This is a genomic window from Streptomyces sp. NPDC056503, assembly GCF_042794995.1.
GTDB lineage: Bacteria > Actinomycetota > Actinomycetes > Streptomycetales > Streptomycetaceae > Streptomyces.
This window is the reverse complement of sequence record NZ_JBHTST010000038.1, coordinates 1-14,122: the sequence shown is the minus strand read 5'-3', so window position 1 is coordinate 14,122 and position 14,122 is coordinate 1. Positions and strand designations below refer to the sequence as shown.

Genomic DNA, 14,122 nt, shown 5'->3' with positions numbered 1-14,122 from the left:
AAGGGTTTTCGGTCCTCCGGCGGTCAGCGGACGATGACGTTCACCGCGTCCCGGAAGGTCGGCAGGATCGGCGGCATGCCCTCCTCCAGGAAGATCGGACGGGCCTTCGCCGCGAAGGCGAGGAAGTCCTCCTCGGAATCCCAGAAGTCCACCACCCGCCAGCCGCCGGACCCGTCCGGGCCCGCCGCGTGGGCGAGGAAGCCCTGCGGGGGCCACCACTCGGCGCCGGTGAGCCGCCGGGTCGTGGACTCGTACTGCTCCTGGGTGCCGCCGGGGATCTCGACGGTGACGATGACGGCCATGCTGCTGCTCCCGTGGGTGCGGGGGTGGGGGTCCCGACCAGCTCACCCCCGCCCCCGGGGCCCCGCACCGCGACGGGGCCCGAACGGGCGAGACCCCCGGCCCCGTTCGGACCGGGCCCGGGGGAAAGGGGCCGGGGGAAGGGGCCGGGGGAAGGGGCCGGGGAAAGGGGCCGGGGAAAGGGGCCGCCCGGCGTCCGGGGCGGACGTCGGGCGGCTCCTCGGGAGGGACGGGGCACCGCGCCGGGCGGTTCAGGCGGCGGCCTTCTCGCCCTGCGGGGCGGGGGCGGAGGCGGCGGCCTCGGCGGCCACGGTCTTGTCGCCCTTCATCACCAGGAGGGTGATCACACCGCCGGCGGCGGCGATGACCGCGGCGCCGACGAAGGCGGCCGAGAAGCCCTCGGTGAGCTCGGGCAGGTCGCCGAGCCGGTCGGCGCCCTGCGCCATGGCGACCGCGGTGAGGGCGGCGAGGCCGAGCGCGGAGCCGACGTTGTAGCTGGTGTTGACGATGCCGGAGGCGAGGCCGGCCTGCTCCTGCGGGGCGCCGGACATCGCGGCGATCATCGCCGGGATGTAGGCGAGGGACATGCCGAGCGCGGCGACCAGCGAGGCCGGCAGGACGTCGACGAGGAAGGTGCCGGTGGGCTCGACGGCGGCGAGCCAGACCAGGCCGGCGGCGAGGAGCAGCAGGCCGGTGCCGACGAGCGGCTTGGCTCCGACCCTCGTCATCAGGCGGGAGGTGACGGCCGTCATGAAGACCATGAGGAGCACGGTCATCGGGAGCAGCGCGGCGCCGGAGGCGAAGGCCCCGTAGCCGAGGACCTGCTGGAGGTAGAGGTTGAGGAAGTACCACATCGGGATCCACGCGGCGCCGAGCAGCGCCATCGCCAGGTTGGCCGAGCCGAGGCGCGGGACCCGCCAGACGCCGAGCGGCATGAGGGGCTCGCGGACCGACTTCTGGATCACGAGGAAGAGGACCAGGAGGGCGGCGGCGCCGGCCAGCCGGAGGACGGTGGCGGTGGCGCCCCAGCCGGCCTCGGGGGCCCGGACGACGGCGAAGACGGCGAGCGCGAGGCCGGCGGTGACGGCGGCGGCGCCGAGGACGTCGACGGAGCCGCGGCGGGACCCGACCTCGGGGAGGAGCCGGGTGGCGGCGAGGGTCGCGAGGCCGATCGGGACGTAGATGACGAAGACCCACTGCCAGGCGGCCCACTCGGTGAAGACGCCGCCGAGGAAGACGCCCGCGGTGCCGCCGGCCGGGGCGGCCGCGCCGTACAGCGCCATCGCCTTGCCGAGCTCCTTCGGGTCGTGCGTGAAGAGCATCATCAGGAGGGTCATCGCGGAGGGCGCGATGAGCGCGCCGCCGACGCCCTGGACGGCGCGGCCGGCGATCTCGACCCAGGCGGTCTGCGCGGCGGCGGCGAGGACCGAGCCGACGATCATCACGACCCAGCCGGTGACGAAGATCCTCCGGGCCCCGACGAGGTCGGAGAGGCGTCCGCCGAGGAGCAGCAGGCCGCCGAAGACGATCACGTAGGCGTTGAAGACCCACTGGAGCTCGCCCTGGGAGAAGCCCAGGTCCTTCTGCATCTCGGGGAGCGCGACCCCGATGATCGAGGTGTCCATGATGACCATGAACTGGGCGGTGGCGAGCACGAGAAGTGCCCACCAGCGCCGGGGGTTGACGTTCGACATCGCCCTGCCCTTCGCTCGCGGCCGACCGGTGGCCGGGGCCGACCGGTGGCCGGGGCCGACCCGGGTCGTTCATATACCCCTGGGGGGTACCTTCGCGGAGTAACGTAGCATACCCATGGGGGGTATGTAAGAGTGAATCGGGCGCCCGCTTCCGCCACGGATCCGGCCCCCCGGGCGGGCACAATGCGCCCATGACCGCAACCGAGGACAGCGCGACCGAGACCGGCGAACTCCTCCGGCGCTGGAACGCCACCCTGCGTGCCGCCCGCGCCGGCCGCGAGGGCCCCGACCCCGCCCCGTACGGCCACGACCTGCTCGCCCGCTGGGCCGAACCCCAGCGCCGCTACCACACCACCGCGCACCTGCGGGCGGTCCTCGACCGCGTCGACGAGCTCACCGACCAGGGCGGCGAGGGCGGGGAGCTCGAACTCGTCCGGCTCGCCGCCTGGTTCCACGACGCCGTCTACCGCCCCGACCGCTCCGAGAACGAGGAACGCTCGGCCCACCTCGCCGAACGCGCCCTGACGGAAGCCGGGTTGACGCCCCACGAGGTCGCCGAGGTGGCCCGCCTGGTCCGCCTCACCCTCACCCACGACCCGGCCCCCGGCGACCTCAACGGCGAGACCCTCTGCGACGCCGACCTCGCGATCCTCGCCACCGACCCCGACACCTACCGGGGGTATGCGGCGGCCGTCCGCGAGGAGTACGCCTTCGTCCCCGACGACGCCTTCCGCGAGGGCCGCGCCGCCGTCCTCCGCCAGCTCCTCGGCCTGCCCCGCCTCTTCCGCACCCCGTACGGCGCGGCGGTCTGGGAGGAGAAGGCGCGGGAGAACCTGGAAAGGGAACTCGGGGAACTGGCCGCGGACTGACGGCGGAACCACCGCGTGCGCCAACGCCCGGAAACGAAAAGGAACATGAGACCGCGCACGGCCCTTCCTCCCACCACCGCGATACCCGCCCTTTCCCGGTGACCGCGCGCGGTGGCGCATCCGCGGATTCCGAGGGAAGGAATCCGAAGCCCTCCGGGAAAAGCACGCGGAGCGCCCTGGAGAAGGAGTCCGCGGAGGCGCGGCTTTCCCCGGGCGCCGCCGACACCCCCGCCCCGGGGACAGCCGTCCCCACCGCCCTCACCGGCCACGTCGTCGGCTTCGGGGCGAAGAGGACCACCAGGACGGAGGTCGAGGCCGACCGCGACACGGAGGCCGACCGGAAGGAGCGCCGGCCACCGGCCGGCCTCATCGGCGACTCCCCCCACATCACGACTCCCTCACCACGGAACCGGTCGGGCGCCGAAAAGGAACAAGGCCGCCGCGGATCACCGGAAGGAGATCTCGTATGACGAGAAGAACACGCCTCCCGGAATGACCGGAACGAATTCCCCGTTGACCTATGTCATGCCCTACCCCTCCGCCGAGCCCACCGCCGCCACCCCCGCCGCCCCGTCCCCCCGGATGCCCCTGGCCGTCTCCATCCTCGGCCTCTCCGTCTTCGCGCTCGGCACGAGCGAGTTCATGCTCTCCGGCCTCCTGCCCCCCATCGCGGAGGACATGGACGTCTCCATCCCCCAGGCCGGCCTCCTCATCTCGGCCTTCGCCATCGGCATGGTGATCGGCGCCCCGCTCCTCGCGGTGGCCACCCTCCGCCTCCCCCGCAAGACGACCCTGGTGGCCCTGATCGCCGTCTTCGGCCTCGGCCAGATAGCCGGCGCGCTCGCCCCGGGGTACGGGGTCCTCTTCGCGTCCCGGGTGGTCAGCGCACTCGCCTGCGCCGGCTTCTGGGCCGTCGGCGCGGCCGTCGCCATCGCGATGGTCCCGGTCTCCGCCCGCGCCCGCGCCATGGCCGTCATGATCGGCGGCCTCTCCATCGCCAACGTCCTCGGCGTCCCCGCCGGCGCCTTCCTCGGCGAGCACCTGGGCTGGCGCTCCGCCTTCTGGGCGGTGGGCGCCGCCTCCGCGATCGCGCTGGTGGGCGTGGTGACCCGCATCCCCCACATCCCCCTCCCCGAGAGGAAGCCCCGCCTCCGTCAGGAGCTCACGATCTACCGGGACCGCCAGGTCCTCCTGTCGATCGTGATCACCGCCCTGGCCGCCGGCGGCGTCTTCTGCGCCTTCTCCTACCTGGCCCCGCTCCTCACCGACGTCTCGGGCCTCGACAAGACCTGGGTCTCGGCCGTCCTGGCCCTCTTCGGCATCGGCGCCCTGATCGGCACGACGATCGGCGGCCGGGTCGCCGACGCCCACCTCTTCGGCGTCCTCCTCACCGGCATCACGGCCTCGACGGTCTTCCTGGCGGCCCTGGCGGTCCTCGCCGCCTCCCCGGTGGCCACGATCCTCCTGGCCTTCCTGCTCGGCGTCTCCGCCTTCTACACGGCCCCCGCCCTCAACGCCCGCATGTTCAACGTCGCCGGCGCCGCCCCCACCCTCGCCGGCGCCACCACCACCGCCGCCTTCAACCTGGGCAACACCGGCGGCCCCTGGCTGGGCGGCACCGTCATCGACGCCGACCTCGGCTACGCCTCCCCGGCCTGGGCGGGCGCGGCCATGACCCTCCTGGCCCTCGCGGCGGCCGCGGTCTCCCTCCGCCTGACCCGCCCGCGGAAGTCCCTCGTGGTGATGGGCGCCCAGGGCGCACCGGCACCCGAACCGTCCCGACAGGGCAACTGAGCGAACCCCTCCGACCAAGACGCGCCCCTGCAAGTGCCATGACCTTTAAAGTGGTTGAGGCATCGACGACGAGCGACGAACCAGGGGGCGGTCTTGACCGAGAACGTGAACGACGCGGTGGACGGGACGACGCTGCCGTTCTGGGTCGAGGTCGAGGAGACCGACGAGGACGACGCCATGGGCGGCCTCTTCCGCAGGGGTGGCGGCGACGCCGACTCGGTCCTCCGCCCCGTCCCCCTCGGCCCGCTCCGCAAGAACCTGGCCGAGACCGTGGACGCCCTCCAGAAGGTCTTCGCCGACATCGCGGCGCGCGAGGGCACTCTCCCCCTCGCCGAAGCCCAGATCACCTTCCAGGTGACGGCCGGAGGCGGCATCCAGCTCGTCGGCGGCGGACAGGTCGCCGGCACCCGAGGACTGACGCTCACCTTCAAGCGCCCGGCGTAGTCCTCCGCATGGCCCGGTACAAGGCCCTGCTCATCGGGGCGAGCGAGTACGACGACGAGGGGATCCCTTCCCTCCCCTTCGTCAGGGACGATCTCCAGCGGCTCAGCCAGGCGCTGTCCGCGCGTGACTTCCAGCCGGTGAAGATCGTCGAGTCGCCACGGGGCATCACGCCCAACGTCGTGAACGGCAACGTCCGCCGCTTCCTCCAGGAAGCCAAGCGGGGCGACAGCCTCTTCGTCCTCATCAGCGGACACGGCCTGCACTTCGAGGGCAGGGACTACCTGATCCCCGAGGACGCCTCGCACGAGATCGAGCCCTTCGCCGACGCCTGTGTGGAGATCGGCTGGCAGAAGGACCTGGAGAACTGCGCCGCGGAGCACGTGGTCTTCCTCGTCGACGCCTGCCGCGAGGGAGTCGAACGGGACATCAAGGCGCCGCCGCGGAAGATCGGCTGGGAACCCCGGAAGATCGAGGCCGCCCTGCGCCGCAAGGTCGCCTACGTCTACGCCTGCTCGACCGGCCAGTACGCGCGCTTCGTGCGCGAGAAGGACGAGGTCGCGCCGGGCTCCGACGTCGACACCCAGCCGGGCGACTCCTTCAGCCTCTTCTCCCGCGCCGTCTCCGACGTCGTCGCCGAAACGGCCCACCGGCTCGACATCGCGGGCTTCGCCGACGCCGTGCAGGAGCGGGTCTCCGCCCTCCACGCCGCCTATGGGAAGAAGGGCCGGGTCCAGCAGGTCCGCGTCGACACGGACGTGCCCCACCGGGAGTTCTCCGTCCTCCCCGGGCCCCCGCGCAGCGCCTCGGTCCACCCGTGGGTCCAGGCCGCCGAGCACCTCGTGTGGGACCTCGTCGACCCCTCGCCGGCACGGGACGCCCTCCGGCGCACCTGCGTCACGATGGCGGCACGGCTCTCGGAGGCGTACGAGGACGCGGCACACGCCCTCCGCGACGACCCCTGGCACGACCGCGAGCTGGCCCGCCGCACCCTGGAACGGCTGGCCTTCCTCGCCAAGCTCGGCAAGGGCACCGCCCTGTCCCCCAGCGAGGCCGCCCTCCTCGTCCTCCTCCCCCTCGTGAGCCAGGCCTTCTGGTCCCACGAGGCGGCCCGGCGCACCCACGTACTGGAGCCGGAGGCCTCCGGCTCCACGGCCTCGCCCGAGCAGCAGCGCTTCCGCAAGTTCGTCCGCGGCTTCCCCCGCCTCAAGCGCCGCCTGCGCACCCTCGACCAGCGCGGAACCGCCGACGGGTCCGTGGAGCGCATCCGTTGGTGGCTCTACCACCGGTGGCTCACCCGCCAGCCCGAGCTGTACACCTCCGAGACCCTCAAGGAGCTCCTGGGCCCGCTCCCGAAGGACGCCGAGTGCCCCGCCTGGGTCCCGGCGACCCTCTCGGACAGCCGGTTCCTGGACCTCCTCCGGGACATGCGCGCCGCCCCCTTCACCGTCGCGGCACAGGGCGGTGACGCGAGGGAGTTCGTCGCCGCCGCCACCCGGGACGAGCACCTCATCCGCGGGGACCTCGTCGAAGCCCTGGCCAAGGCGGCCCAGGCCTTCGCCGTCGACCCCCTGGAGCTCCCCGAGATCGTCGTGGAACACCTCGGCATCTCCGACAGCGTCGACCTCGCCGGGCTCCTCACGGCGGTCCGGGGCTCGGACTGGCGCCAGTCCGGCACGGGCCGCTCCCTCCACGCGGTCTGCGACCACCCGGCCGTCCAGATCGCCCTGCGCGAGCACGCCCGCCACGCGGACGCCCTCCTCCGCGCCGTCAACCGCTCGGAGCACCTCACCGCCCTCCGTGCCCTCCCCCCGTACGCGGACGCCGACCTGGTCCGCCTCAGCGGCGCCACCGCCGCCCGCATGGCGGACGGCATCCGCTTCCAGCTCGCCGAGGACCGCGTCCAGGAACTCCTGATGGGCGAGGGACTGTACGGCGAGCGGGACCTGGCCATCCGCGAGCTGTACCAGAACGCCCTGGACGCGGTCCGCTACCGCGACCGCCGCGTGGAGTACCTGCGCCGGAGGGGCCACCCGGTCGCCCCCTGGGAAGGGCTCATCGAGTTCGTCCAGGGCATCGACGAACAGGAGCGCCCGTACCTCGAATGCCGGGACAACGGGGTCGGGATGGGCATCGACGAGCTGGGCAAGGTCTTCTCCCAGGGCGGCACCCGCTTCGTCGACCTGCCCGAGTACATCGAGGAGCAGTCGGCCTGGACCGAGCTGGGCGAGCCGAAGATCGAGCTCTTTCCCAACAGCCGCTTCGGGATCGGCGTCCTGAGCTACTTCATGCTGGCGGACGAGATCGAGGTCCGCACCTGCCGCATGGGGCTCGACGGCCGCCCGGGCCGCCTCCTCCGGGTCCGCATCGCCGGCCCCGGCAACCTCTTCCGGATCGACGACCTCGGAGAGGGCACGGAACCGGGAACCACGGTCCGGCTCCTCCTCGCCGACCACCAGGAACGGGTCTCCTGCGTGGAGGCCCTGCAGGAGGTCCTGTGGCTGGCGCCGTACCGGACGACGGCCGAGCACGGCTTCCGGAACCACGAATGGCTGCCGGACGAGCTGTCCGCGGACGGACACGAGGCCCAGCTCCGGAAGAGGGGCAACCGGAACCAGGGTCCTTTCTCCTTCCACCCCTCCGAGCTTCCCGAAGTCTGGTGGACCGACGGCCTGGGCTGGCTCCTGGCCGACGGCCTGTACGCGGAAGGACCCGAGAGCGAGCAGCCGTACGGCACCGTGGTCAACCTCGTCGGCCCACACCAGCCGGAACTGAGCATCGACCGCAACCACCTGCGGAAAGTCGACGTCGACCATGTGAAGAACCTCGTCCACCAGGCAATTCCCAGCCTGTTCACGACGGCACGCGGGGTACTGACACCGCTCTGGCTCGCCCACCTCGCCGCGTACTCGGTCATCCTCGCCGACGACATCGTCGAGCGGGCGGCCGAGGCCGAGTTTCCCTGGCCCGTGGGCACGGCCGAACGGCCCATCGGGGACGTCGGGGTCTTCACCCCCGACGCCGTGCTCCTGCCCCTGGTCGACGGCGACTACGGCGAGGACCCGTCCGTGCACCTGGCGACTCTTCTTCGCTCGACGCCCGAGCAGGTACTCGGCTGGCGCCTGCACACGCTCTACGCGGCCGGTCTCGGCGACCCGCTCGCCCCGGCCCCCGCCCCCCTCCACGACCGTCCCACGGCGCGGCCGTCCGATCTCGCCCTCCTCCTGTCCCAGCCCTACGCGGCCCACCAATGGGCAAGAGAGGCGGACAACTGGCTGAGCGGCCCGGAATCAGGCACGGCCCTCTACGCCGTGCCCTCGCTCTCCTACAGGAACACCGGACTCGCCAGCCTGGCCGTGCTCCCGCGGTGGCGTGACCCGAGGAAGCCCGTCTCACCCGATGTCCTCTTCGAGATCATGAACGTGACCGGGTACCCGGCGGCGCACCTCGCGGAGCGGATGCGGGAACTGGGCTTCACCGTGGCACCGCTGTACGGCGCCGAGGCCGCGAAGCCCGCCGATCTCCCCCTCCTCCGGGAGCGATGGGGAGACGACTTCTGCCGGAAGCCGGGCACCGCCCTCCCGCTGCCGCAGATCTTCCTGAGTGCCGCGTACGCCGAGGTCTCGCCCCGCCAGGCCGCGAAACGGCTCGGGGAACTGGGCTTCACCGTCCCCCACGACGTCCCCGACGGCCCCCTGTCCTCCGAGGAGAAGGCCGTACTCCGGGAGTACGTGAGGGACACCACCGCCGATGCCCATGCCCGGGAGTCTGCGGACATCTCCGTGACGGCGATCGTCACCGCCGCCTGCGGAACGGGGGTGACCCCGCGCGAAGCAGCCGCCGTCTTCGCCCGTGCCGGGTTCACGCTCCCCTGCGAGGACGAGGCCCTGCCCGGACTCACGGACGCCGACGAGGCTCTGGTCAGCCATGGGAGCGCCCTCCTCTCCCCCTACCTGCCGGTGCCCCGGGTCCACCTCTGGTTCGCCGCCGACCGCACCGGCCGTACAGCGGAGGAGGTCGCTTCCCGCCTCTCGGAACTGGGCTTCACCGTCCCGGAGCTCGACGGCGGCCCACCACCGTTCACCCGGCAGGACTTCGCCTTCCTGGGTTCGACCTTCTACACCTCGAGAAACGCCCGATGGCCCCAGGACGGGGCCCATCTGGACGCCTCCGAGATGAGCGCCCTCGCCCATCGGTGGGACTTTCCCATGAAACAGACGCGCGAACGTCTCACCGGGCTCGGGTACGACTGTGCCCGGAACCTCGCGTTCGACGACTTCACGAAGCGCGACCTCGAAATCGCCTACTTCTGTTTCGCCGGCGAACCGACGGAGTCCGTCGGCCCCGCCCTCCTGGACGCCGTCGCCGAGCACGTCGGCCGGCCCGCCGAGGACGTCGCCGAGCACGTCACCGGCTTCGGCTTCACCGTCGAGCCCCCCACCCCCGAGCACCTGGCGGAGCGCACCGCCGAGAAGGTGCTCCTCGCGGACCTGGGGGACGGTAAGAAGCCGGACGACGAGCCGCCCGGCTCCGTCGGTCTGCCCGTGTTGGCCGCCGTCGCCGCCCGTCTGCGGCTCCCCTTCCGGACGGTCGCCGACCGGGCGACGGCGCTCGGCATGCGGCACGAGGCCGCGGACTGGTTCGCGTCGGCTTAGGCGGGCTCCTACGGATCACGCCGCGAGCCCGGCAGGATCCGGAGGAGACGGCCCGGGCGGTCAGGTGCGCGGCGCCGGCCCCCGCGCCGGGCGCCCCTTGGGGCGGCGGAGGCCGGCGGCCGTGAGGCGGAGGAGGAGTTCCTTGGAGCCGACCTGGACGGCGCCGGCCGCCACCGCCGCCTCGTACCAGTCGGCCGGGATGTCGTAGTGGTCGCGGTCGAAGCCGCGGGCCGGTGCGCCGAGGTCGGCGGCGAAGGCGTGCAGCTCCTCGAAGGAGACGTCGCTGACCAGGTGGGACCACATGCGGCCGTGGCCGGGCCAGGTCGGGGGGTCGATGTAGAGGGCCACGTCAGACTCCCGCCCCGGACCGGCGGGGGCGTCTTCTCACGTCAGCCCGCCCACCCGGGCCACCACCACGCCCTGCTTGCCGCAGACCCAGTGGGGGTCGGGGCCCAGCTCCGGTTCGACGTCGAGGGCGTGGGGGTCGCCGGAGGAGCAGACGGGGCAGAGCGGCCAGCGGCCGTACGCCTCCAGGAGGGCGTCCTGGACGTCCTGGGCGACGAGGCCCGCGACGTACTCCGCGCCCTCGGGCCACTGCTCGACCCACCAGCGGCGGTGCGTGACCGCGTCCTCGACCATCGACACGACCTGGGCGGCGGCCACGTCACGGGCCGCGAGGTCGGCCAGCACCAGGGCGCGAGCGGTGTGCAGCGCCTGCTCGACGGGGTCGATGTCGTCCATGGGGTCATTGTCCCCCGGCCGCCCGGGAAGGACGAAGGTCCCCTCCCCCTCAGGGACGTACGGGGGCTTGTCGGGGCGGGATGATGAAAGTATCTTTCAGGCGTGACCAATGACGTGAAGGAAACTTTCAGCGGCGAGACGGCGACCGCCCCCTCCGTGTCCCCCTCACCCGCGTCCGCCTCCTCCGCGACCGCGCCGCCCGCTCCCGCCGCGCTCGCCGCCAAGGTGCGGACCCTCTCCCCTTCCATGACCCGCTCCATGCAGCGGGTCGCCGAGGCCGTCGCCGGGGACCCCGCCGGGTGCGCCGCCCTCACGGTCACCGGTCTCGCCGAGCTGACCGGCACCAGCGAGGCCACCGTGGTCCGCACCGCGCGGATCCTCGGCTACCCGGGCTACCGCGACCTCAGACTCGCGCTCGCCGGGCTCGCCGCCCAGCAGCAGTCGGGCCGGGCCCCGTCCGTCACCGCCGACATCGCCGTCGACGACCCGGTCGCCGACGTCGTCGCCAAGCTCGCCCACGACGAGCGGCAGACGCTCGCCGACACCGCCGCCGGGCTCGACACCGTGCAGCTCGGCGCCGTCGCCGCGGCCTGCGCCACCGCCCGCCGGATCGACGTGTACGGCGTCGGCGCCTCCGGCCTCGTCGCCCAGGACCTCGTGCAGAAGCTGCTGCGGATCGGGCTCGTCGCCCACGCCCACAGCGACCCGCACCTCGCCGTCACCAACGCCGTGCAGCTCCGCCCCGGCGACGTCGCCCTCGCCATCACCCACTCCGGCTCCACCGGCGACGTCATAGAACCGCTCCGGGTGGCCTTCGAGCACGGCGCCACCACGGTCGCGGTCACCGGCCGCCCGGACGGTCCCGTCAGCCAGTACGCCGACCACGTGCTGACCACCTCCACCGCCCGCGAGAGCGAGCTCCGGCCGGCCGCCATGTCGTCCCGTACCAGCCAACTCCTGGTCGTGGACTGCCTGTTCACCTGCGTCACCCAGCGCACGTACGAGACGGCGGCCCCTGCCCTCGCGGCCTCGTACGAAGCCCTCGCCCACCGCCACTCCCCCCGAACCACCCGCTGACCATGAAAGAGCAGCCCGCCGTGTCCACCACGTACTCCGAGCTCCGCGCCCAGCTGGCCACCCTCACCACCGAGGCGTTCCGCCCCGAACTGGCCGAGATCGACCGGCTGTCCACCCTGGAGATCGCCCGCACCATGAACGGCGAGGACCAGTCCGTCCCCGCCGCCGTCGCCCGCGCGCTCCCCGCCATCGCCGCCGCCATCGACGCCACCGCCGAGCGGATGGCCCGCGGCGGCCGGCTCCTCTACCTGGGCGCCGGCACCGCCGGGCGGCTCGGCGTCCTCGACGCCAGCGAGTGCCCGCCCACCTTCAACACCGACCCCTCCCGGGTCGTCGGCCTGATCGCGGGCGGCCCCTCCGCCATGATCCAGGCCGTCGAGGGCGCCGAGGACTCCAAGGAGCTCGCCGCCGCCGACCTGGACGCGCTCGGGGTCGGCCCCGACGACACCGTGGTCGGCATCTCCGCCTCCGGCCGCACCCCGTACGCCATCGGCGCCGTCGAGCACGCCCGCGGCCTCGGCGCGCTCACCATCGGCCTGTCCTGCAACGCGGAGAGCGCCCTCGCGGCCGCCGCCGAACACGGCATCGAGGTCGTCGCCGGGCCCGAACTCCTCACCGGTTCCACCCGGTTGAAGGCCGGCACGGCGCAGAAGCTGGTCCTCAACATGATCTCGACGATCACCATGATCCGGCTGGGCAAGACCTACGGGAACCTCATGGTCGACGTCCGCGCCTCCAACGAGAAGCTCCGGGCCCGCTCGCGCCGCATCGTCGCGCTCGCGACCGGCGCCCCCGACGAGCAGATCGAGGCCGCCCTCACCGCCGCCGGGGGAGAGGTGAAGAACGCCATCCTGATCATCCTCGCCGACGTCGACGCCGCCACCGCGGCGCAGCGCCTGAAGGACTCCCGCGGCCACCTGCGCGCGGCCCTGCACACGGCCACCTGAGCCGCACGCTCCTCCCCCACCCCCGCACCGAAGGCACCACCGCACCATGAGCACAGACGACAAGAACCGCGCCATCGCCGCCGCGATCCTCCCCCTCGTCGGCGGCGCCGGGAACATCACCTCCGTGGCCCACTGCATGACCCGCCTCCGGCTGGGGCTGCGCGACCGCTCGCTCGTCCGGGACGAGGCCCTGAAGGCCCTGCCGTCCGTGATGGGTGTGGTGGAGGACGACACCTACCAGATCGTCCTCGGCCCGGGCACGGTCGCCCGCGTGACCCCCGCGTTCGAGGCCCTGGTGGCCGAGGCCCCGACGCCGGTCGCCTCCGCCGACGACCTGGCGGCCCAGGGCGCCGCGATCAAGGCGGCCCGTAAGGCGAAGAACGCGACCCCCTTCAAGCTCTTCCTCCGCAAGATCGCGAACATCTTCGTCCCGCTGATCCCCGCCCTCATCGGCTGCGGCATCATCGCCGGCCTCAACGGCCTGCTGATCAACCTCGGCTGGCTGCCCGGCGTCACCCCGGCGCTCGCCGCCATCGCGAGCGGCTTCATGGCCCTCATCGCGGTCTTCGTCGGCTACAACACGGCGAAGGAGTTCGGCGGCACGCCGATCCTCGGCGGCGCGGTCGCCGCCATCATCGTCTACGCGGGCGTGGCGAAGATCGAGGTCTTCGGCCAGACCCTCTCGCCCGGCCAGGGCGGTGTCCTCGGCGCGCTCGGCGCGGCCGTCCTCGCCGTGTACGTCGAGAAGTGGTGCCGCCGCTGGGTGCCGGAGTCCCTGGACGTCCTGGTCACCCCGACGCTCACGGTGCTCGTCTCCGGCCTGGTCACGATCTTCGGCCTGATGTTCGTCGCGGGCGAGGTCTCGCAGGGCATCGGCGACTTCGCCAACTGGCTCCTGGAGAACGCCGGCGCCGGCGCCGGCCTCCTCCTCGGCGGCCTCTTCCTGCCGCTGGTCATGCTCGGCCTCCACCAGGCCCTCATCCCGATCCACACCACCCTCATCGAGCAGCAGGGCTACACCGTCCTCCTCCCGATCCTGGCGATGGCGGGCGCGGGCCAGGTCGGCGCGGCCATGGCCGTCTACCTCAAGCTGCCCCGCAACGGCTCCATCCGCCGCACCATCAAGTCCGCCCTCCCGGCCGGCTTCCTCGGTGTCGGCGAGCCGCTGATCTACGGCGTCTCCCTCCCGCTGGGCCGTCCCTTCGTCACGGCCTGCGTCGGCGGCGCGTTCGGCGGCGGCTTCGTCGGCCTCTTCAACATGCTGGGCGACAAGGTCGGTTCCACCGCCATCGGCCCGTCCGGCTGGGCGCTCTTCCCGCTCCTCGACGGGAACAAGGGCCTCGGCTCGACGATCGCGATCTACGCGGGCGGCCTGATCGTCGGCTACCTCGTCGGCTTCGTCGCCACCTACTTCTGGGGCTTCAGCCGCGAGCTGATCGAGGAGTTCGACGTGGACACGGAGGCGGCGGCCGAGGCGGCGGAGGCGCGGCCGGTGGCCGCCGGCGGGCCCGCGGCCGGCACCGACACCGGCACCACCGCGGAGCCGGTGAAGGTCTGACCCGGCACACCCCGGCCCCGCCCCCGGGCGCGCGTGACGCGCGCCC

11 protein-coding genes are annotated in these 14,122 nt (G+C 73.0%); 7 read left to right on the top strand and 4 right to left on the bottom strand.

The annotated features are described in order from the left end of the window. Window positions 1-23: 23 nt before the first annotated feature. Window positions 24-302 (bottom strand): hypothetical protein, encoded by a 279-nt coding sequence (locus tag ACFQ8C_RS14285; RefSeq protein WP_383456361.1) that lies wholly within the window; start codon window positions 300-302, stop codon window positions 24-26. A gap of 249 nt (window positions 303-551) precedes the next feature. Next, window positions 552-1,994 carry an MFS transporter gene (locus tag ACFQ8C_RS14280; protein ID WP_383456359.1) on the bottom strand — a complete coding sequence of 481 codons (1,443 nt, stop codon included), beginning with the start codon at window positions 1,992-1,994 and terminating at the stop codon, window positions 552-554. Between the two features lie 191 nt (window positions 1,995-2,185). On the opposite strand from ACFQ8C_RS14280, the gene ACFQ8C_RS14275 reads away from it, so the two are divergent. The 4 genes from ACFQ8C_RS14275 (at window position 2,186) to ACFQ8C_RS14260 (ending at window position 9,753) form a co-directional block, all read left to right on the top strand. Further along, window positions 2,186-2,863 carry a hypothetical protein gene (locus tag ACFQ8C_RS14275; protein WP_383456356.1) on the top strand — a complete coding sequence of 226 codons (678 nt, stop codon included), beginning with the start codon at window positions 2,186-2,188 and terminating at the stop codon, window positions 2,861-2,863. Window positions 2,864-3,445: 582 nt separating this feature from the next. Next, complete coding sequence (locus ACFQ8C_RS14270) at window positions 3,446-4,657, top strand: Cmx/CmrA family chloramphenicol efflux MFS transporter (protein WP_383456463.1); 1,212 nt, start codon at window positions 3,446-3,448, stop codon at window positions 4,655-4,657. Window positions 4,658-4,750: 93 nt separating this feature from the next. Next, window positions 4,751-5,101, top strand: coding sequence for a hypothetical protein (locus ACFQ8C_RS14265; RefSeq protein WP_383456354.1), 351 nt, complete (start codon window positions 4,751-4,753; stop codon window positions 5,099-5,101). An 8-nt stretch (window positions 5,102-5,109) separates the two neighbouring features. Beyond that, window positions 5,110-9,753 carry a caspase family protein gene (locus tag ACFQ8C_RS14260; protein WP_383456350.1) on the top strand — a complete coding sequence of 1,548 codons (4,644 nt, stop codon included), beginning with the start codon at window positions 5,110-5,112 and terminating at the stop codon, window positions 9,751-9,753. Between the two features lie 60 nt (window positions 9,754-9,813). Here ACFQ8C_RS14260 and ACFQ8C_RS14255 read toward each other — a convergent pair whose 3' ends face one another. Together ACFQ8C_RS14255 and ACFQ8C_RS14250 are read right to left on the bottom strand one after the other, a co-directional pair. Next, entirely contained in the window at window positions 9,814-10,101 is a 288-nt protein-coding gene (locus ACFQ8C_RS14255; RefSeq protein ID WP_383456347.1) for a DUF4031 domain-containing protein, read from the bottom strand. Between the two features lie 36 nt (window positions 10,102-10,137). Further along, on the bottom strand, window positions 10,138-10,494 hold the full coding sequence (locus ACFQ8C_RS14250; RefSeq protein ID WP_383456344.1) for a hypothetical protein: 357 nt from the start codon (window positions 10,492-10,494) through the stop codon (window positions 10,138-10,140). Window positions 10,495-10,596: 102 nt separating this feature from the next. Between ACFQ8C_RS14250 and ACFQ8C_RS14245 the strand changes: the two genes are divergently transcribed. Genes ACFQ8C_RS14245 through ACFQ8C_RS14235 form a run of 3 tightly spaced genes read left to right on the top strand, consistent with a single transcriptional unit; the run spans window position 10,597 to window position 14,076 of the window. Continuing rightward, window positions 10,597-11,571, top strand: coding sequence for a MurR/RpiR family transcriptional regulator (locus ACFQ8C_RS14245; protein ID WP_383456341.1), 975 nt, complete (start codon window positions 10,597-10,599; stop codon window positions 11,569-11,571). A gap of 2 nt (window positions 11,572-11,573) precedes the next feature. Next, the gene (murQ, locus tag ACFQ8C_RS14240) at window positions 11,574-12,518 is read left to right on the top strand and encodes an N-acetylmuramic acid 6-phosphate etherase (protein WP_383456338.1); all 945 of its coding nucleotides are present in this window, start codon (window positions 11,574-11,576) and stop codon (window positions 12,516-12,518) included. Window positions 12,519-12,564: 46 nt separating this feature from the next. Further along, window positions 12,565-14,076 (top strand): PTS transporter subunit EIIC, encoded by a 1,512-nt coding sequence (locus ACFQ8C_RS14235; protein WP_383456335.1) that lies wholly within the window; start codon window positions 12,565-12,567, stop codon window positions 14,074-14,076. Window positions 14,077-14,122 lie beyond the last annotated feature (46 nt).